The organism is Paenibacillus sp. IITD108 (assembly GCF_036541265.1).
Taxonomy (GTDB): domain Bacteria; phylum Bacillota; class Bacilli; order Paenibacillales; family Paenibacillaceae; genus Pristimantibacillus.
In genome coordinates this window covers 140865-161144 of record NZ_JAZHCT010000004.1, presented here as the reverse complement: position 1 = coordinate 161144, position 20280 = coordinate 140865, and the positions used below count along the sequence as shown (strand labels likewise).

Here is a 20280-nt window from a genome sequence, read left to right as displayed (position 1 = left end):
TGTCGATTAATTGTGGGCAACGATTGGCAAGCAAAAAAAAATTATCCTTTACAGGGGTTATTTTTTCAAAAAAATTGGACTGCAACAGCGCGGAATCCCAACCTTGATCGTAGTAACATCCCTTTCGATTGCTTACTGCCCTATCCACAATTAATCGACAGCTTTTATTTCGAAGCTAGTAGAAAATAAATAAGCGGCGTTCACTAAAAAAGGGTATCCCGTTGTCATGTAACGATGACTTCCGGGATACCTTTTTTTTATGTTGGAAGAGCCGTTTATCCTTAAAATATAAGAAAGTATAAGTTTTTTATGCCTATTCCAGTTCTTATTGTTCATCGGTAAACGCGCCTGTCCAAAGGACGGCGGAGCCGTTTATCCTTGTGTAAGCCTGTAGGAAGCAAACGGCTCGCCATGAATAAACTTTGCGCTGATCCGGTCTAGCTCCAGCATAATGTCTTCGGAAGGCTCGAACTGAACAGCCTCGCGATTGCTGCGCAGCTGGTCAGCCGATGTGGCGCCGACAATAACAGTGGAGACGGCCGGCTGCTTCATCGTCCACGCTAATGACAGAACGGCCGGCGTGCAGCCGCATGCTGCTGCAAGCTCGCTGACCTGCTGGCCAAGCTGCAGCTTGGCGGGCGATAAAAATTTTTGGAAATTCGGATCTCGTACCGCTCTTGATTGGGATGGCAGCTCGTCCTTTGAAATATATTTTCCAGTCAAAATGCCGCCGGCGAGCGGGAAGTACGGAATAATGCCCACGCCTTGATCCAGGCATAGCGGCACGATTTCGCGTTCCAGCGTGCGATCGGCAAGGGAATAGCTTTGCTGAATGGAGATATAGCGGCTGATGCCGAGCCGTTCGCTTATCCCGAGCGCCTTCATAAGCTCCCATGCCCAATAATTAGAAGCGCCGATATAGCGTACCTTGCCGGATTGGACCATCGCTTCGAGCGTCCGCAGCGTTTCTTCGAGCGGCGTGTAAGGGTCGAAGGTATGGATTTGATACAAATCAATATAATCAGTCTGCAGCCGCTTGAGGCTGTGCTCCAGCTCCTGCATAAGATGCCGCCGCGAGGAACCGCGCGTGCTTGCGCCAGCTCCGCCTGCGCCTGCAGTCGGCAGCCCAGCTTTAGTTGCCAGCACGACTTCATGCCTTTTGTCCTGAAGCGCCTTGCCAATAATTCGTTCAGATTCTGTATTTGCGTATATATTTGCTGTATCGAGAAAAGTTATTCCGCTATGTATGGCCTCATCGATGATTTCTATAGAAGCCTGTTCGTCAGCACGTTTGCCAAAAGCATTCGTTCCAAGCCCTAGCTGCGATACGAACAAGCCGCTGTTGCCCAGTTGGCGGTATTGCATGCTAATCCCTCCTCATTAAGTCATTTTATTGAAGAAACATTATCGGGTGTTCTTTTATTGTGTGTTTGCTTATGCAGTTTGTCAATCCTGCCCGCCTACAGGTATAATTATTTGTGTAGCAGACAAGAAACTATGCGGGGAGGGACCTATCGTGCTTTTTGTAAGCAATAAAGGCATAACCGATCCAACGCTTAATTTGGCGCTGGAGGAATATATATTGCGGACGCTTCCGGATAATGAATATTTGCTGTTCTATATTAACGAGCCGTCTATTATTATCGGCAAAAACCAAAATACAGCGGAAGAAATAAATGCGCAGTATGTGGAAGATAACAATCTCCATGTTGTGCGCAGACTGTCGGGTGGCGGAGCTGTTTATCATGACCTTGGCAATTTGAATTTCAGCTTTATTATGAAGGACGACGGTCAGTCATTTCATAACTTTAAAAAGTTTACGGAGCCAGTCGTGACGGCCTTGCGTCAAATGGGCGTGGAGGCTGAGCTGACGGGCCGCAATGATTTGCAAATTGGCGAGAAGAAGATTTCCGGCAACGCCCAGTTTCAGACGAGAGGCAAAATGTTCAGCCACGGCACGCTGCTATTCGACTCAGAAATTGAAAATGTAGTGTCTGCGCTAAAGGTGAATGCAGAAAAGTATGTTTCAAAGGCTACCAAATCAATTCGCAGCCGAGTAGCCAATATTTCTGAATACTTAAAGGAGCCAATGACGATCGAACAATTCCGTGAGACGCTGTTAAAATCATTGTTCGCCGAGCATGGCGAGGTGGTTGAGTATGAGCTGACGGAAGAGGATTGGGCTAATGTCAGAAAGCTTGCAGACGAGAGGTACCGCAGCTGGGAATGGAATTACGGACGTTCCCCTGCCTTCAATATGCAGCAAAAAAAACGGATCGAAGGAGCCGGCACATACGATGTAAGGCTGCAGGTAGAGGATGGCGTCATAAAGAACGCTGTTATTTATGGCGATTTCTTCGGCCGCGGAGACAGCAGCGAGTTTGCTGATAAGCTGGTAGGCATCCGATATGAGGCGGCTGCGCTGAAGGAAGTAGTAAGCGGCGTCGATTTGACTTATTATTTTGGGCCAGTGACGGAAGAAGCTTTTCTTGAGTTATTGATGTAACGGTCTAAAAGGATGTGCGGCATAAAGAGCTTGCACATCTTTTTTTTGCTATCTTATACCTGTATTTTACCTGTATATATTTATCTTGATCTCACTCTTCTTCTGTGATATATTCCAAATGAGTTCCAAGCTGTAAGCGGATTCAGATATCATAATTTTAATGGATGTGGGGGGATTCAGGTTGAATAAGGCTGCTGCAATTGCAGGTATTGAGCTGTTGGAAATTGGCTTTTTGGAGCCGGGAGAGCGAGCAAAAATATATATAAAAGCCTATGATGCCGATCGCAAGTATGTAGAGGAACCTGGGGAGCTGCAAGTGAAAATAGCGGCTGGCGATGCATCGGTTATCCAGGTTGAGGATGAGGCTGTTATAGGCGTCCGAGCAGGCAGATCGGTAGTAGATGTATGGGTGAAATTGCCGCAGGGACAACAATTTTATAAAAGCTTGAATGTGCAGGTTATTGAGCAAGCATCCAAGCAATACTCAAATCTCTCAAATGCGGCAGAGCGTCCTCGCATTATGTTGACGAAGGAGGAGTGCGGCTTGCTTAGGAGCAGAGTGAGCCAGCCGAGTGACAGTGCGCTGCGTATCGATGTTGGCGCGATTTGGGCGGAGCTTAAGGAGGAGGGAGACCGCTTCCGCGATGAGAGCGGATTTACAGTTTCGTATGGCAACGCGTCCGATGTTATTCCGATTGCCTATCCGCTTGTTCAGCTTGCCCCGCGGCCGGAACCGGCCGGCTATATTGACTATCCGTTCTGGACAATGTATTCGCGCGGCATTGAGCATCGTCTCGTTACTTTATCTCTAATGTATGTGCTAACGAATGAAACAGGCTATGCTGATAAAGCAAAATCGATGCTGCTGGAGCTTTCAGCATATCATCGCTGGTATGAGTTTCCCCATCGCGGCGCTGAGGGCAATCTGAGCAATGCCCACTTTACGATCGGAGCGGCAACTGCTTATGATATGCTGCACTCTTATCTCAATGAAGCTGAGCGTCTTGCGGTCCGTACAGCCATTTTGGAGAAGGGGCTTCGTCCGATGTCGATTGATTTCGGTAAAGATGATCAGCACAATATCGTTGTTGCCAAGCATGTGGCGATGATGATCGGCGCATTGTCCATTCTGGAAGAGGAGCCCGTTGCCGCGAAGTATGTGGAGCAAACTTATCATTATATGAAAACTTATTTGGACCGGCGCGTTGAAGCCGAGGAAACAGAAGGCTTGATGTACAACAATGTGGCAGCCAGGCATTTGGCGCAGGCAGCTGCTGCGTATAAGAAAACGACCGGCGATGCTTCACTTATTGAGCATCCGTTTCTGACAGTCTTTTTGCCAAAGCAGTTTTTTTATTTTCAATCGGCGGGCTATCAGCCGACGTTCGCTAATTTATCCGACAGCCATCCAAAGCTGGACTTGTCCCATATGATGTCTATGTTTGCAGAGTTTGCCTCCAACGGGGCGGCGATGTGGTATATCCAGCAGTATGAAGCGAATAAGCAGTCGGTGCTGCTAAATGTTATCAAAGGTACCGAGGCTGTTCCGCCAGAGCAATATTTTGCAGGGAAGCTGTCCAAGGTGTTCCCGCGTATTGGCTGGGCTGCGCTGCGAAGCGGCTGGGGGATGGAGGATCATCTAGTCGCCTTTACATCAAGCCCTTCTTGCCGTGATCATAATCATTTCGATCAAAACCACTTCATTATGAATGTTGGCGGAGAATGGTTGATTACCGATCCGGGCTATCAGGATTATAGGCCTGGTCCCAAACATGAAGTTACGGTCGGGTCGGTGGGTCATAACGTGTTGCTGGTCAACGGGCAAGGGCAGGTTAAGCGAGGAGGCGGAACAATTGTTCAGTCTCATACGTCGCCAAGCTTTGATGCTGTGCGCGGCGATGCGACCGCCAGCTATGATGGCGCGCTGAAGGGCTGGCACAGGACAGTTGTGCATGCAGCATCAAAGTATATTGTTGTTATTGATGAAATTGAGCTGAACAACGCTGAACATTGTGCCGAGCTGCTCTTGCATACGACGGCTGAAATACAGCCTGTTGAATCAGAGCAGGGAGCATACACGATCAGGGGGGAGCAGGCAGCGATATATGTAAAAGCTGCTTCGACCTCTGGCTTTAACGCAAAAATAACGCAATACGAGGGCGCAGAGGAGTATGGACAGTATGCCGTGTATCAGTTGCGTTCCGACGAAGCGGGCAGAGCTCGAATGATTACACTGCTTGAGCCGAACGCAGCAGCTGCTGACAAAGGGAAGCCGAAACTTGACTGGAAGGTGGAATGGCAGGAGGATACGGCGATTGTTACAGTGGGGGAAAGCGACCTTTTGCGTGCAGCGGCATTGACAGACGGCGGCGCTATCGAATGGCAGCGGAGAGCTGCTGCAGACGAACCTGTTATATATGCCATGTTCTCAGGAAAGTCGCTGCAGGCGGACGGTAATATGCGGATGACATTCTCTCAGCCCGCCAGCGCGACAGTAGAGCTTTATAAACAGGCTTGCTGCATTGCGATTACGCTCATTGATGCATGCCAAGTGCGTATAGCTATACCGGGGGCGATTGCAGTATATGATGCGGTAAGTAAGGCTGTTCTAGGAACCGTTCTTGATACATCTAACGAGATTATCGTAGATCTGCCGGCAGGAGAGCATCGTTTGAAAACGGATATGGCATTATAAAAAGAAAGAGCCGATAGCGGGTTGAATGCTGTTGGCTTTTTTGCTGCTGCGTGAACTACAACGAATATAAAATGTCTGTCGCTTTATTATGGGCAACAGTCTCTTTCCGCTCAGAATGACCATTTCGCATCATTACCGCGTCGAGTGTCCCTCCGCCCAAACTCAATCCAAGTACATTCCTATTCAATCGCTTGTTACCTTATCCCACCCCAACTAATGGTCCGTCATCCTAGCTGGTCAGTCGTTCCCAACTAATGGGCCGTCTCGCTAGCTGGTCAGTCGTTCCGCTAATACGCCCAAAATCGTAGTTTTGAAGTGGTAAAGTGACAGACGTTCCGCTATTGGTCAATAAATCGCATAAAAAGCCACATCTAGAGCCAAATAGCGGAACGTGTGGCCGCGAAATAAAAAAAATGGCGGTATTAAGGCAAATAGCGGAATGTGTGGCAGTGAAATTAAAAAAATGGCGGTTTTAAGGCAAATAGCGGAATGTGTGACCATTTCGCTTCACTACCGCCCCGCTTTTCCTTTTCCGTGCTACCATTAGAAATTTTCTGGTATAACAAAATGTTTGTAGGAGTAAATAATTTGTATGAGTAAATAATCAGAATGCTGAAATCAATCATGCAACAATGTTATAATTGTAGGAAATAATAACCGCATAGCTTACAGCTGAATTAGCAGCCTGGCAGAATAGGCGGTATATGCTGCAGATTGCAAAATATATGAAAGTATAAGGCTATTACCATATATCCGTTCTTATATTTTCACCGGTAAATGCGCTCGCCCAAAGGACAGCAAAGCTGTTTATCCTTGGCCAGCCGGATTACACTTGCCATAAGTAAGCATAGTGTACAGGTATATGTATAGGCATAGTATTCGTGCATAGTGTACAAACACATTGTTGAGGTAAGTGTACAGGTATGTGTAAGGCATAGTATTCGTGCGTAGTGTACAAACACATTGTTGAGGTAAGTGTACAGGTATATGTATAGGCATAGTATTCGTGCATAGTGTACAGGCACATTGTTGAGGTAAGTGTACAGGTATATGTATAGGCATAGTATTAGTGCATAGTGTACAAACACATTGTTGAGGTAAGTGTACAGGTATGTGTATAGGCATGGCGTACGTGCATAGTGTACAGGCACATTGTTGAGGTAAAGTGTACAGGTATGTCTGTAAGCGTAGTGTGCAGGCATACAGGTATAAACAATATCGTTTTTCATGAAGGAGAGAATGATGATGACCGTATCGGGACAGCAAATGAATTTAGAGCAGCAGTTGGACAAATATGCAGAGTTAATCGTACGCACAGGCGTTAATGTGCAGTCTGGCCAAGATGTGTTTATTACGTCTACTATTGAATCGGCGGGGCTTGTGCGCCGAGTTGCGAAGCAAGCATATGCTGCCGGTGCAAGCAATGTGCACGTGGATTGGAGCGATGACGAATTATCGCGTCTGAAATATGAAAAGGCGGCTGATGAGGTGTTTGCCAGCTTTCCAGCTTGGGAAACAGCCAAGCGCGGCGATTTTGTTGAGCGCGGAGCCGTTTTTATTTCGATCGTGTCCTCCAGTCCTGATCTCCTGAAGGGCATTGATCCAAACCGCATTGCCAGCTATCAAAAATCGGCAGGCCAAGGGTTGCAGCAGTTCCGCAGAGCGATACAAGCGGATAAGGTGAGCTGGACAGTCGTTGCCGCTGCAGGCAAGGAATGGGCGCAGAAGGTTTTTCCCGAAGCGAACAGCGAGCTGGCAATCCAGCAGCTTTGGCAAGCGATATTCGATGCTGTGCGCCTTCATGAGGCGGACCCGGTAGCCGCTTGGGTGAAGCATAACGAAACGCTTCATGAAAAGGCAGAAAAGCTGAACCAGCTGAAGCTGCATAAGCTTCATTACAAAGCGCCAGGCACGGACTTGACCGTGGAGCTGCACGAGAAGCATCTGTGGGTCGCTGCAGGAAGTACGAATGAAAAGAATGTTTCCTTCATGGCCAATATGCCAACGGAAGAAGTATTCACGGTTCCCTACAAAGACGGCGTCAATGGTTTTGTATCCAGCACGAAGCCGCTTAGTTATGGCGGAAATATTATAGACGGCTTTAAGATCACGTTTGAAAAAGGGCGTATTGTGGGCTATGAAGCAGAGGAAGGGCAACAGTTTTTGCAAAAGCTGGTCGAGATCGATGAAGGCTCTCATTACCTTGGCGAAGTAGCGCTGGTTCCGCATCATTCGCCTATTTCGGAGTCCAATATTTTGTTCTACAATACCCTTTTCGATGAAAATGCGTCCAATCATCTTGCCATTGGAAGCGGCTATGCCTTTAATATTGAAGGCGGAAAAACCATGTCGCCAGAGGAGCTCGCGGCGCATGGCGTGAATGCGAGCATTACTCACAATGACTTTATGATCGGCTCGGCAGCCATGGATATTGACGGGATTACGCATGACGGCACAATTGTACCGATATTCCGACAAGGTAATTGGGCAATCTAATGAGTATGGCTGTCAATTTGTAATGAATTGACAGCCATACTGTTGTTTATATGACAAATGTCATGCTTATACACTGACAGGTATGACTATGCGCTTTCCTTCAAACTTCTTACAATTAAAGTAGTAAGAAGTGCCTGATTTTAAGGCCCCGAATTGGAGGAACAGCATGTCTGAGCTAAAACAAGCGCAATTGAAAAAAACGATGTCTCCATACGAGGCAACCAGTGTAAAAACAAGTGTTATTCAGCTGGTTAATACGATTTTACCTTTAGTTGGCCTTTGGCTGCTTGCCTATTACAGTTTATCGGTTTCCTATTTCCTTACTTTTGCTTTTAGTATTGCTGCGGCATTCTTCTTAGTGCGCACATTTATTATTTTTCATGATTGCTGTCACGGATCGTTTTTCAAAAATCGCAAAGCGAATGATTTTTTTGGGATGCTGACGGGAGTGCTCACGCTAGTGCCTTACATGCAATGGAAAAATGCTCACGGCATTCATCATGCGACAAGCAGTAATTTGGATAAGCGGGGAGTCGGCGATCTTTGGATATTGACGATCGATGAGTTCGCAGCTGCATCAAGATGGCGCAGATTTGCATACCGTGCCTATCGTAATCCGTTAGTGATGTTCGGGCTGGGTCCTATCTTTGTTTTTGTGCTGCAATACCGCTTTAATCGCTCAGGCGCCCGCCGCAAGGAAAAAATCAACACGTACGTTATGAATGCGCTAATTGTAAGCTTCTACACGCTGCTCGGTCTTGTTATCGGCTGGAAGGCACTGCTGCTTGTTCACTTTCCGATCATGTATTTGGCCGGCATGCTTGGCATATGGCTGTTTTATGTACAGCATCAATTTGAAGAATCATACTTCGAGCATGATGAGGAATGGAGCTATGTGCTTGCTGCTGTGGAAGGAAGCTCTTATTACAAGCTGCCAAAGCTGCTGCAATGGCTGTCGGGCAATATCGGCTTTCATCATGTGCACCATCTTAGCCCTAAAATTCCGAATTATTTGCTGGAGAAGGCTCATAACGAAACACCGCCGCTGCATAAAGCGACGACGATTACCATTAAAGAAAGTCTGCAATCGCTTCGCTTCAAGCTTTGGGATGAGCAGAACAGAAAGTTTGTCAGCTTCAAAATGGTAAAGCATCGTATCTCTAAAAAGCTGGCCACTAAAACTTCCAAGCAGGGAACGCTGAAGGCGAGCTGAATATAGAGAGCTGAGTCAAGAACTGAATCTAGAATTGAATCTAGAACTGAATCTAGAACTGAATTATGAGCTGAATGGAGAGCCGACATATTGGCACTCGTTAGCCATATCTAATGCATGTTATCGGCAGTTTACAGAGCTGCAAATTAGAAGGAGGCTTTCATTGAACAAGTGGTATCAAATTTTTCATAAAAGTACAGTGCTAAGCCCCTATGTCTGGCTAGTGTTCTGTATATTGCCGTTTTATTTTATATTTCAATCCTCATCCACGGGTGCCGTAGCTTCCGGGATTGTAATGATCGTTTTGTTTTTTGTATGCTACCGGCTGTCCTTTTTGTCAAAAGGATGGCTTGTCTATTTTTGGACAAGTGTGCAAATTATTATTTCGATCACAATGACTGTACTATTCAGTTACGTGTATTTTTCAATTTTTCTAGCCTTTTTTATTGGAAATGTTCAAAATCGGGCTGGATTTATAACCTTATATACGATCCATCTGATTACGACCTTTATCGCAGTCAATTATGGTCTGGTGACGATGAAGACGCTGTTTTTCACACAATTCCCTTTTATATTAATCAGTTTGATCGTCGTTATTCTTCTCCCTTTCAATACGTATAACCAAAAAAAGCAGGATGTGCTGGAGGGTCAGCTGGAGGACGCCAACAAGCGGATTGCCGAGCTGGTCAAGCTGGATGAGCGGCAGCGGATTGCGCGTGATCTTCACGATACGCTTGGCCAAAAGCTTTCGCTTATAGGGCTGAAGAGTGATCTTGCGGCAAGGCTGGTAGCGAGGGAGCCTGAGCGGGCCAAGACGGAAATATTGGATGTCCAGCAAACAGCGAGAACTGCGCTGAAGGAAGTGCGGGAGCTAGTGACGCAAATGCGCGGAACGCGGCTCGAGGATGAGATGTTTCGCATTCAGCAAATCTTGCATGCGGCCGATATCAAGCTGGAGATTGAAGGTGATCCGCTGCAGGTATCGACGACTTTGCTTACCGAAAATGTGCTGAGCATGTGCTTGAAGGAAGCTGTTACAAATATTGTAAAGCACAGCAACGCGACGCTTTGCAAAATCAGCTTCCAAACGACGCCGATGGAGTTTGTCATGACGATAGAGGATGATGGCGTAGGCTTTCCCGCTAACAAAAGCGGAAGACCGGGCAATGGATTAAGAGGGATGCGGGAAAGGCTTGAATTCGTAAACGGCAACCTGGAAATAGTATCAAACGACGGCATTACGCTTAAAATGTCTGTTCCCAATGCAGTGAGACAACCGATGAAGGAGCTGAGCGAATGATTACAATTGTAATAGCGGAGGATCAGCGCATGCTGCTGGGCGCACTTTCATCGCTGCTTGATCTGGAGGACGATATGTGCGTAGTAGGACGTGCCAGCAACGGAGCTGATGCGCTGCAGCTGGTAGAGCAGCACAAGCCTGACATCTGTATTATGGATATTGAAATGCCTGTTAAAAGCGGGCTGGAGGCGGCGGAGGAGCTAAAGGATACCGAATGCAAGGTCATTATCCTTACTACCTTTGCCAGAGCAGGTTATTTTGAACGAGCGCTCAAGGCGGGCGTCAGCGGCTATTTGCTGAAGGACAGCCCCAGCGAGGAGCTGGCTAGTTCGATTCGCAGCGTTATGGCAGGCAAACGCATTTATGCCAATGAGCTTATTGATGAGGCCTATGGTCCCAGCAATTCGAATCCGTTGACAGAGCGGGAGAAAGAGGTGCTGGGCCTTGTTGCAGACGGGAAAAATACGAAGGAAATTGCCAGTGAGCTGTTTATAACGACAGGAACGGTACGCAACTATATATCTGTCATATTGGATAAGCTTGGCGTCAGCAACAGGATTGAGGCGATCACGAGATTCAAGGAAAAGGGCTGGTTCAAATAGGTATAAAAGAGGATGACTGCACGCATTCATTAACAAATAATGGAATGCGCTGCAGTCTATTTTTTTAAAATTGCAACCTTATGGCTAGTCTTGTCGTATAATATATGGTACATATTGGATGAAAAAGAGGATAGGGGGAGAAGAGTTGCAAGTGAAAAGTTGGTTTAAAAAGCTGGTTGCAGGAGGACTGCTCGCAACGATGCTTGCGGGATGCAGCTTAGGCGGGGGATCAGCGCCGAAACCGGTAGAAGGTTCGTTGAAGGTTGTATATTATGATGAGGGCAGCTTCTTTCAGGACTTCGGCATGCTGTTCGCCGCTTTGAACGAAAAGATTGATATTCAAGTTGTTACGACACAAAACCTTTACCGCAATCGGGGTGATGATCCTGAGTTTGATTATGAGAAAGCATATCAAGAATTTCTAGAAGCTGAAAAGCCGGATCTTATTATGGTGGATACATCACAATATGAGAAAATGGCCTCAGAAGGCAAGCTTCATGATTTGGAAGCTTTTATGGCACAGGAAAAGTTCGATACTGAGGGCATGATACCTGGCATCGTAGAGCATATGAAGGAGCTTGGCGGCGGCAAAACGTACGGCTTCCCAACGACGTTCAGCAGCCAGGTGCTGTACTATAACAAATCTCTTTTTGACAAATATAATGTCGATTATCCGACAGATCAAATGACGTGGTCTGAGGTTATATCGCTGGCCAAGCGTTTTCCTACCGACGGCAGCGATCAAGACCGTATATACGGCCTCAAGATGGGCTGGAGCGATCAGTTTAGCCAGGTTGTCAGTATGCTTGCAGAATCAGAGGGCTTGAACTATGTGAATGCTGCTGAGAAGACGATGACGATCAATACGCCAGGCTGGAAAACAGTTGTAGAGACTGCGCTTGATGCTGTCAATTCCAAAGCGTTATATGTTGAGAACAATAATTTTTCGGGATCGCAAACCTATGAGGATTATTTGATGCGCAACCCGTTTATTTCAAACCGCTTGGCGATGACGGTTGACGCCAGTTACTTCATGGACGAAATAAAGCGGGCCAAGGAATATTTCAACGAAGAAGGAAAAACAGTTGAGGATTGGGATCTAGTCACGATGCCGGTCAGCGTGCAAAATCCAGATCAAAGCTCTTCCACCTGGTACAGTAACATATTTGCAATATCGGCACAATCCACGAACAAAGAGCTTGCCTGGAAGTTTATCTCGTATATCGCAAGTGAGGATTATGCGCGAGTAAAGGCCAAAACAGGCTTTAACGGCGGTTTCCCGGTCCGCACCAAATATATTAAAGACGAAGCGGGACGCAACTTTGAAGCATTCTATAAGCTTCGTCCGGCGTCACGGAATATGTATGAAGGTATGGACAAGCTTCCTCGGCAGTTCGGCTTCTCCTTTAATTCGCTGATGGAGGAGGAGTTCCAAGCGATTAAAGAGGATAAGAAGACGATTGACGAAGCGCTAGGCATCCTGCAGACAAAAGGCGAGGAGCTGCTGCTTCAGGAGCCGATGTCAGATGAGGAAATTCAAAAAATGATCGAAGAGAAATACGGCAATGCGAGTGGCGGCGGCGTAATAGTAGAACAAGCTGTAAGTGAATAAGTAAATCTGTAACCGAAAACTCCAGAATGGAACGGGGCATCCCTTATGTCATGGATGAATGACGATAGGATGCCTCTTTTTAATGCTGATGCTGCAATATTGCCTGTAGAGATGATTGTAATTTTTCAAAATGGCGTGTAATCCGCTTTTTTATAAAGGAATAACTGTATTTCTATTGATTTTATAGGAATGATCATCTAATAATAGAGAGGAAATGATGGCAATAGATTGAAATAAAAGAAATTATCGTATGTCAACTAGACAGGTTGAGGTGGGCCGATGAGAAATAAGAAGGCCATTGTACAGGTAATGGCAATAGTTATACTAACCGTAATCACTTCGCTTATTTCAGGAACTGCTTCGGCTCAGCTTATACAGGCTGCCGAGCAACAGCCCACAATAATTGAGCAATGGCAAACTCGTTTATTTTACTCGAATAAAAGTTTTATAAAAACTGTTAACATAGAGCAGCTTCTTGCTGGCTTGGAAAATGGCTACTTGCAATCCGATACAGAGGAAAAACGCCCCAAGCGGCTGAAGCAAAGCAGCGTTGCCTGGATCAAGTTTCAATTGCCGCAGCATCTAGACTATGAACGCCCGGCATTATACATAGACAAATTGTACGGTCAAAATATGCTGCTTGTTCTGGATAACCAAATTATGATCCAGTCTGAGCGTAATTATCCCTATATCAATAACCCGGTGCTGCTGCCTCTTACGAGTGAGGACAGCAATAAAAATGTATTTATTTTGCTGGAGACAGAAGCAAGCCGCATCGGCTTGCACAGCAGTCCAAGGATTGACAATATCGATAATCTTGAACATATGTACACGAGGCATGGCATTATGGACATTGTATCAGGCGCGACTTGTGTAATAATAGGTCTGCTTATATTGCTAGGTTCATTTATAATAGTAAGATCGAAGCTGCGCTGCTTCTACTGGCTGGGCTCCATTTTGCTGCTCAGCGGCACGCTGATCATTACGTCTTCTAACTATGTTTATTTTGTATATCCGGGTGCAGGCATCGCAGCCTATTATTTGGCGGAAGTATCCGCCTTGCTGTTACCTCTGTTTCTTTTTTACTTATTGGAGAGCTTATTTGGGAAAGGGCAGCACCAGTTGATAGCCAGAACCAAAAAAGTACAGCTTGCAATCGCATTAATTGGTTGCATCTGGCTATTCAGCAGCTTTTTTAACGCTGAAATTCTAGGCATGTACCGGCAAATCAGTATTATATTGCTTGGGCTCTCTGCGCTTGCGAGCATTTTGTTTTTAATTGTTTTTCTCATACATGCGCTGAATGAAAAAAATAAAGAGGCGCTAATTTTTATTGCAGGCTTTGCTCTGTTCGGCATTTGCATTGCTGTGGATCAGCTGCGCTTTTTGGGGCGGGAAGGAGATTACAGCCTATACTTGTGGAAGTGGGGCTTGCTGGCTCTGCTGGCAACGTTCATCCTGCTGCATATTCGATTTTTTCTTAGAAAATATGAGCAGCTGCTGTTGTACTCTGAGCAGCTCGAATCGTTGAACAATGAGCTTCAGCGTTCGGAAAAGCTGGAAATGATAAATCAAATCGCCGCTTCGGTCGCACATGAAATCCGCAATCCGATTCAAGTGACAAGGGGCTTCCTGCAGCTGCTTTCGAGCAATTCTTTAACGACCAAGGAAGTCGGTTATGTAAAGCTTGCTATTAGCGAACTGGACCGCGCAACTGAAATTATTACTGATTTTTTAAATTTTGCAAAGCCGCAATATGAAAAAAATACAATATTGAAGCTGAACGATGAGCTGGATCAAATAAAAGCGATTATTTTTCCGCTTGCGGTCGTTCACGGTCATCAAATTGAGATGAGATTGGAGCCGGAGCTTTATGTGCGCGGCTCATCATCCGATTTTAAACAAGCGCTTATAAATATTATTAAAAATAGCATTGAGGCGATTAAGGCCGAAGGCTTGATTACGATTCAGGCTTATAAACGGATAGAAAAAAATAAAATAATGATTATTATAGAAGATAACGGTGAAGGAATGAAGGAGGCAGATTTGAAGCGGCTCGGCGAGCCCTTTTACTCCCAAAAAACGAAAGGGACGGGCATTGGGCTAAGCGTAACGTTCCGAATTATTCAAGCGATGCAGGGGGAAATGCTTTTCTACAGCCAAATCGGACAGGGCACAAAGGTTAAAATTATTCTGCCGATTGCCTATGAGGATGCGGCCAGCATCAATTAGAAGCTTCAAGAGCTAACTAATATTACCGAATAAATTATGTGGTCAAGCATATGAATTAATATTGAGTTAAAAATAGAAATCCAGTAAAATGGATTATGATTCGTGCTAACTTGACTGAAAACAATTGATAGACGAAAAGCAGCTAGACTAAAGTCTAGTGAGCGTTATTACCTTAGCAGGTTAAGAATTTGTTTCTCCTGCCTTATAGTTAATACGTACAAGTTTGTTCAAATATAAGAATTTATAAGTTTTGCACACGAATCAATTTCATATTTTGCATTTTAAAATTAAAATTGATTCCTTCCTGTTCTTATATTTATGTCGGTAAACGCGCTCGTCCAAAGGACGGCGGAAGCCGTTTATCCTTGTTTAATGTGGAGGTAGTGAGCATGAGCACTGATATTTATGTACTTTTAACAGATACGGGTACAGTTCTGACTAAGATTATAAGAAGCTTTACGCGCGACCCTCTTAACCATGCCTCCATTTCATTTGACATTGATCTGAATGAAGTGTACAGCTTTGGACGTAAAAACCCTAGCAATCCTTTTTTTGCAGGCTTTGTAAAGGAAGACGTACGAGGTGAATTTTTTGAAGATTCGATGTGCGCATTGTATCGTTGTCGCTTAAGTGAAACCGAATATAATAATATACGAAGTCAAGTTATGCACTTTATTCAGCACCAGGAGCGGTATAAATATAATTTGATAGGCATGCTAGGAGTTTTGTTTAATTTTGAAATGAAACGGGAACATTCCTATTTTTGTTCGCAATTTGTAGCTACTGTATTTGAACGCAGCGGCATTAATCTAGTTGATAAATCACCGCTGCTCGTAAAACCCGGCGATCTGCAGAATACACCGCGCCTGGAGCTGGTTTATCAAGGCAAGCTGCATTCCTATGCTGCTTGCAACGATATCAAATCTGCCAATAAATCTTTTCAAACAGCATAATCAAACAAACCGGTTCAAAATGCTTCGTTGCCAATTATTGCAACGGAGTATTTTTATATGCGGATGCAGATAAGCTATGGATTTCGACAGCGATTCGCGCAGGCAGCAGGCAGATTGCCATATGGAGAACGGGAGAGCTTGATCAATTATCACTAGACTATTTGCGCCAATTATGAGAATCTATTGCTGGAGGGATTGCTCATGAAGGGACAAGGCATGCTTATAGCCGCATTTGCTTTTGCATTGTTAATTGCCATATTTGCAGTTATTAATGTTGAAGCTGTGCAAGTGAATTTTTTATTTGCCAAAACGACTACGCCTCTTATACTTGTTATTTTGGCATCAACGCTGCTTGGCGGATTGACAGTAGGCTCGTTCGGCTTGCTGCGTGAATTGAAATTGCAGCGCAAAGTGAAGCAGCTGGAGAAGCAGCTTGCTGGTATAAACACTCCTGCGGATGCGGATTCGTATTCGAAGCCTGCAGAGCTCGATGAGGAGCAAGCAGACGACAGACATAGCGCGTTAGACGACGAAGAGGTTATTGAATCAGATGCTGACAATGGCAGCTTGCCAAATCAAGAACCAGCCAAATAGCTCAGCTTATAGCCAATATACCTCTTTTAGCTCGACCGATTCTGTAGTAAAATAACAACTATATGGAAAGCTGAAATGAGGTGATTTTCATGTCTGAGCAATTGAACGAAGCTGGCGCAGAGCAGCAGTCTTCAAAGGCGCTTTCTCAGGCGGAGCGTGCCAAGCAGCTGCTGGCGCAGAAGAAACAAGGGAAATCAGGTATTCCGGGACAGAAGCATATGTCAACCGGAACAAAGGAACTGAAGAGCCAGAATACGAAGAAGGTTAATAATCAACGTAAAAAAATGGGAGTATAATGCTAGAAGCGCCGGCTCGTTGCAGCAGGGCGTTTCTTTTTTTAAATATCCTTGAGCGGATGGACGAAATTTACAGCCTATTTTGACGCATGAATTGACGCTTGTTCCCACATAATGAATGTATATGTTGGAACAGAATAGATCATGGAGGGCGCAGCATGACAGCAAAAGAAAACAATAAGCTTCATGTCTATTTGCTAGCCGGCGTAAAAACGTCAACTAGCATTTTTACAGAATGCATGGATAAGCTGAGCGACAGGCTGAGCGGAGATGGAGTAGAAGCAACCATTGAGGTTCTGCTGCCTTATGGTGATATGAGCCGCAATCTTGTTCATCAATTAATAGAGGTGCGCAGTGATTTATCCAATGGTCGGCTTGCCAGGCGTATTGGCGGCAAATATGCTTTTTCAAAAATAAAATCTTCTTTGCCGGAAGGAAGAAGAATGCTGCTGATTGGGCATAGCGGCGGGGGGGCAGCTGCCTACCAAGCAGCGCGAATGCTGGAGGTGGAGCGCGAGCAAACCGATTTTCGCATCGTGCAAATCGGCTCGCCGCGCATTCCAATCCTGCCAAAGCTGCAGCAGAAGGTCAGTTATTTCCATGCGGTTGATCAGTCGGGCAAAGGAATTGATCCTATATGCAGGCTTGGCAGCTGGGGCGGCTGGAACAAAGCGGCAAATCATATCATAAGATGGAATGCGAGAAAGTATTCGCCGGGGCATGTAGAAGGCGTGCCGACAATGGGCGGACATGCGGATTATTTCAGGCATGAACATCCCTTTATCGATCAGAACTCGGTTTGCAATCTGGATAAAATAATGGGACGTGTACATGAATGGTTGAAAGGCTGGCTTTGATTCTGTAGACTTATAAGATAATGATGTTGTTTTAAACAATGCAGGCATGGGGGGAGGAGATTGCAGTGGCGAATACTCACAGCTTTTCATGGCGGGAGGAAATGGCTAATGCCATCACGCATGGCATAGGCGCGCTGCTTAGCATTGCAGCGTTAGTATTGCTTATTGTTTTTGCTGCTTGGAAAGGAACCGCCTGGCATATTGTCAGTTTTTCTATTTATGGCACCTCAATGCTGCTGCTGTATACAGCTTCTACGCTTGTACATAGTTTCCCGGCAGGAAAGGCCAAGCGTGTATTTGAGGCTCTTGACCATTCGTTTATCTATATTTTTATTGCAGGAACCTATACGCCAATCTTGTTTCATATCGTGAAAGGCGCTTTAGGCTGGACGCTCTTTGGCATTGTGTGGGGTGTGGCAATAGCCGGCGTCGTCTTTAAATCATTTTTTGCCTCCAAGTATTTGTTTACCTCGACTATTATTTATATTGCAATGGGCTGGATCATTGTATTTGCCTGGAAGCCGCTGACTGAGCATTTGGCGCCTGGCGGGCTTAGTCTGCTAATTACCGGTGGCGTGCTGTATACTGCAGGCACGGTATTTTATATGTGGAGAAGCTTTCCTTATCATCATGCTGTTTGGCATATGTTTGTTTTAGGAGGCTCTATCGTTCATTTCTTTGCCATTCTGTTTTATGTGCTGCCTCGATAGCCATTAAAAATTAAAGCTCATCGCCCGGAAGGTCAAGCGGACACCAGCCGGGAGGCTCGGAGCAGATCGCTTGAGTCAGCTCTTCATTATCTTTGGCCAGATCATTAAAGTAGCTGCTTAGTATATGATTGCCCGATACAGAGCCCATGCGGAAAGAGCGCATGACTTCGCCTTTTACGTGCAGGTAAAAATAATTTTTTTTCGTTTTAGGCGATTGGTATACTAGCGGAGGCAGATGAGGAACAATGTCGAACTCATTTTGGAAGCGCCAGTGGCTGGCTATCGTATAATTATAAAACTTTACAAATTCCGGATCGCCTACTCGGGGTGCGCCGAACGTATAGACGAAGGGCTCGAAAAAATAAGTGTTTTTAGCAATATCAAGTGCGGCAAGAGTAGCCAGCGCACCGCCCAGACTGTGCCCGGTAATAAATAAAGGGCGATCTGGCGGCGTTTGCAGCAGCAGCTCAATTACTTGATCGCGAGCAGACATATAGATGTCGGTAAACCCTTTATGGGTTTGACCGGCATTTTTTACGGGACGATATAACGTTTGCTGTGCGATAAAGTCAGATACCCAGTCCACCGCAGAGCTGGTGCCGCGGAAGGCTATAATTGTAGCTTGATCAGAAGTGATTACAAAGCCGAACGGCTCATAGCGATTATCGTAGGAACGGGCTGTAAATGAGCCGACAAGCGTATAGGATTTGGGGACTAGAAATAAGCCATCCGTTTTATTCTCGTATTGCATATAGGTCTGCCCGCATAAGGCGGCCAGGAATATAGCATTTTGCCAGTCAGGTCCTGCCGGATTGCTGCTGCCGCGTATTTCATCGGTTGGCTGCATTGAATACCCCTCCGCTTCTCGTGATGAAAACTATAGCATTATTGTATGAGTACCGGAAGAAATAATGACCTGTATATAGAAGCGTTTCTTCACGAGAGAAGGCGCGTTAACGCAAAAAAAAGGGCCTGCCGGTTAAGGCTTGCCCTTTTTTTTGCTGCGCAGAGGCGTTGCCTCTCCATGGTTTAGTGTATTGTTTAGTGAAGCGCGCTGCTTATGGAGCGGTTCAGCGTAACTTTTGCGTCCGTTGCGCAGCTTATCATTTTTTTTGCGGTGATGGGCTCTGCTTAATACTTCATCGCCCTTCTCTGCCGCCAAGGAAGGGGCGGAGCGCAGCTGGAGACGTCTTTTGTCCTCGGACTTAGATGACCCCTTGCGATGTCCGAGCCGTATGTATAACACCGTTGTAAGCACAATGACAAAGGCAATCAGGACGGCTATCCACCATACTTGCTCCTGTCCATTCATTTTGGCGGATATAAAGCCCCACAAAATCGTTGCAATCCCTGCTGGAATGAGCAGAATAGCTGCAGTAAGCAGCGATTTGAGCATATCATTGCCGTGGAAGCTGGACATGGCTTCATCCATGGAAATAAGCGTATCAATTTCTGAGGAATAGTGGTTCAGCAGCGTTTCCATACGCTCCAGCTTATGCTCCGTACGCTTGAAGCTGTCGGCCTGCGCGAGCTCATGAATGAATGTTTCTTTGGCAGCTCCAAAAAGCTCTCTTGCCGGTACGAAAAGCTGGCTCCAATGAACGAGGTCATATCTGCGTTCTATTATCGCTTCCAATTGATGAACAGGCTGGCGGAATCGGATGCTTGCTTCCAGCTCGGCGAGCTGCTTGCTGAACTGCTCAAGTCCGGTGTGGATGACGTCTATTAACGAGCCGAGCATGATCATAAAGGCTTCCGGCGCATTGCTGCACAGCTCGTATTTGGAAGTATGCGCTATCGATTGCAAGCGAAGCGGCAGTCTCATATCCTTATGCAGTGTAATAAGCTCATGCTTGCTCATCCAATAATGGAATGGCTGTATATCATGGCGGTCATCGGATAATTGAACCATTAATGTCCCATATAATACGGGGCCAAGCTCGCTATGCTCCTGGACACGAAATTGGCTGTAGCTGCTTTCCTCGCATTGATCCAGCCATGCAGCGCATTTGGGCAGCTTGCGCTTGGCATCATATATGTTAGTGATTTCACTTTGCTCGCTGTCGGTATCTATCTGCTCGGTTGAAGCCGAGGGCTGCACTCTTGGTTGCTGCAATATTTGCCATTCCCAGCCCGCTGGATAATGAAGCATCCGATGAATCATTGGCTTTCCTCCTGCTATTCCGATATTTCCTAGTATTTGCTACTATTCAT

At 45.8% G+C, this 20280-nt stretch carries 16 protein-coding genes; 13 read left to right on the top strand and 3 right to left on the bottom strand.

Features of this window, described 5'->3' with window-relative positions:
* Positions 1 to 372 precede the first annotated feature (372 nt).
* Positions 373 to 1365 carry an aldo/keto reductase gene (locus V1L65_RS05060; protein WP_331697989.1) on the bottom strand — a complete coding sequence of 331 codons (993 nt, stop codon included), beginning with the start codon at positions 1363 to 1365 and terminating at the stop codon, positions 373 to 375.
* A gap of 151 nt (positions 1366 to 1516) precedes the next feature.
* Here V1L65_RS05060 and V1L65_RS05055 point away from each other — a divergent pair, with 151 nt between their 5' ends.
* The 13 genes from V1L65_RS05055 (at position 1517) to trhA (ending at position 18066) form a co-directional block, all read left to right on the top strand.
* Complete coding sequence (locus V1L65_RS05055) at positions 1517 to 2506, top strand: lipoate--protein ligase (protein ID WP_331697988.1); 990 nt, start codon at positions 1517 to 1519, stop codon at positions 2504 to 2506.
* Between the two features lie 181 nt (positions 2507 to 2687).
* Positions 2688 to 5201 carry a heparinase II/III family protein gene (locus V1L65_RS05050; protein WP_331697986.1) on the top strand — a complete coding sequence of 838 codons (2514 nt, stop codon included), beginning with the start codon at positions 2688 to 2690 and terminating at the stop codon, positions 5199 to 5201.
* A 1227-nt stretch (positions 5202 to 6428) separates the two neighbouring features.
* Positions 6429 to 7697, top strand: coding sequence for an aminopeptidase (locus V1L65_RS05045; RefSeq protein WP_331697985.1), 1269 nt, complete (start codon positions 6429 to 6431; stop codon positions 7695 to 7697).
* Positions 7698 to 7863: 166 nt separating this feature from the next.
* A complete protein-coding gene (locus V1L65_RS05040; RefSeq protein WP_331697984.1) occupies positions 7864 to 8910 on the top strand; it encodes a fatty acid desaturase in 1047 nt (348 codons plus the stop codon).
* Between the two features lie 163 nt (positions 8911 to 9073).
* Positions 9074 to 10210, top strand: coding sequence for a sensor histidine kinase (locus V1L65_RS05035; protein ID WP_331697983.1), 1137 nt, complete (start codon positions 9074 to 9076; stop codon positions 10208 to 10210).
* On the top strand, positions 10207 to 10812 hold the full coding sequence (locus V1L65_RS05030) for a response regulator transcription factor (protein ID WP_331697982.1): 606 nt from the start codon (positions 10207 to 10209) through the stop codon (positions 10810 to 10812). The genes V1L65_RS05035 and V1L65_RS05030 overlap by 4 nt, the downstream gene beginning before the upstream one ends.
* 151 nt (positions 10813 to 10963) lie before the next feature.
* Positions 10964 to 12424, top strand: a complete 1461-nt coding sequence (locus V1L65_RS05025; RefSeq protein ID WP_331698085.1) for an ABC transporter substrate-binding protein — start codon at positions 10964 to 10966, stop codon at positions 12422 to 12424.
* Between the two features lie 279 nt (positions 12425 to 12703).
* Positions 12704 to 14656, top strand: a complete 1953-nt coding sequence (locus tag V1L65_RS05020; protein ID WP_331697981.1) for an ATP-binding protein — start codon at positions 12704 to 12706, stop codon at positions 14654 to 14656.
* Between the two features lie 389 nt (positions 14657 to 15045).
* The gene (locus tag V1L65_RS05015) at positions 15046 to 15609 is read left to right on the top strand and encodes a hypothetical protein (RefSeq protein WP_331697980.1); all 564 of its coding nucleotides are present in this window, start codon (positions 15046 to 15048) and stop codon (positions 15607 to 15609) included.
* Between the two features lie 201 nt (positions 15610 to 15810).
* The gene (locus tag V1L65_RS05010; protein ID WP_331697979.1) at positions 15811 to 16203 is read left to right on the top strand and encodes a LapA family protein; all 393 of its coding nucleotides are present in this window, start codon (positions 15811 to 15813) and stop codon (positions 16201 to 16203) included.
* An 89-nt stretch (positions 16204 to 16292) separates the two neighbouring features.
* Positions 16293 to 16499 carry a hypothetical protein gene (locus V1L65_RS05005; protein WP_331697977.1) on the top strand — a complete coding sequence of 69 codons (207 nt, stop codon included), beginning with the start codon at positions 16293 to 16295 and terminating at the stop codon, positions 16497 to 16499.
* Positions 16500 to 16657: 158 nt separating this feature from the next.
* Complete coding sequence (locus V1L65_RS05000) at positions 16658 to 17356, top strand: hypothetical protein (protein WP_331697976.1); 699 nt, start codon at positions 16658 to 16660, stop codon at positions 17354 to 17356.
* A 65-nt stretch (positions 17357 to 17421) separates the two neighbouring features.
* Positions 17422 to 18066: a PAQR family membrane homeostasis protein TrhA gene (trhA, locus tag V1L65_RS04995; protein WP_331697975.1), complete on the top strand. Its 645-nt coding sequence runs from the start codon at positions 17422 to 17424 to the stop codon at positions 18064 to 18066.
* Between the two features lie 10 nt (positions 18067 to 18076).
* Here the strand turns inward: trhA and V1L65_RS04990 are convergent, their stop codons facing one another.
* Both V1L65_RS04990 and V1L65_RS04985 read right to left on the bottom strand, forming a co-directional pair.
* Entirely contained in the window at positions 18077 to 18913 is an 837-nt protein-coding gene (locus tag V1L65_RS04990; RefSeq protein ID WP_331697974.1) for a lipase family protein, read from the bottom strand.
* Positions 18914 to 19045: 132 nt separating this feature from the next.
* Positions 19046 to 20230, bottom strand: coding sequence for a CorA family divalent cation transporter (locus V1L65_RS04985; protein ID WP_331697973.1), 1185 nt, complete (start codon positions 20228 to 20230; stop codon positions 19046 to 19048).
* Positions 20231 to 20280 lie beyond the last annotated feature (50 nt).

Excerpts from the sequence above, each read along its gene's own strand:
- V1L65_RS05060 (WP_331697989.1), bottom strand. The coding sequence starts at position 1,365 with ATGCAATACCGCCAACTGGGCAACAGCGGCTTGTTCGTATCGCAGCTA.
- V1L65_RS05045 (WP_331697985.1), top strand. The coding sequence starts at position 6,429 with ATGAAGGAGAGAATGATGATGACCGTATCGGGACAGCAAATGAATTTA.
- V1L65_RS05040 (WP_331697984.1), top strand. The coding sequence starts at position 7,864 with ATGTCTGAGCTAAAACAAGCGCAATTGAAAAAAACGATGTCTCCATAC.
- V1L65_RS05030 (WP_331697982.1), top strand. The coding sequence starts at position 10,207 with ATGATTACAATTGTAATAGCGGAGGATCAGCGCATGCTGCTGGGCGCA.
- V1L65_RS05020 (WP_331697981.1), top strand. The coding sequence starts at position 12,704 with ATGAGAAATAAGAAGGCCATTGTACAGGTAATGGCAATAGTTATACTA.
- V1L65_RS05015 (WP_331697980.1), top strand. The coding sequence starts at position 15,046 with ATGAGCACTGATATTTATGTACTTTTAACAGATACGGGTACAGTTCTG.
- V1L65_RS05010 (WP_331697979.1), top strand. The coding sequence starts at position 15,811 with ATGAAGGGACAAGGCATGCTTATAGCCGCATTTGCTTTTGCATTGTTA.
- V1L65_RS05005 (WP_331697977.1), top strand. The coding sequence starts at position 16,293 with ATGTCTGAGCAATTGAACGAAGCTGGCGCAGAGCAGCAGTCTTCAAAG.
- V1L65_RS05000 (WP_331697976.1), top strand. The coding sequence starts at position 16,658 with ATGACAGCAAAAGAAAACAATAAGCTTCATGTCTATTTGCTAGCCGGC.
- V1L65_RS04990 (WP_331697974.1), bottom strand. The coding sequence starts at position 18,913 with ATGCAGCCAACCGATGAAATACGCGGCAGCAGCAATCCGGCAGGACCT.
- V1L65_RS04985 (WP_331697973.1), bottom strand. The coding sequence starts at position 20,230 with ATGATTCATCGGATGCTTCATTATCCAGCGGGCTGGGAATGGCAAATA.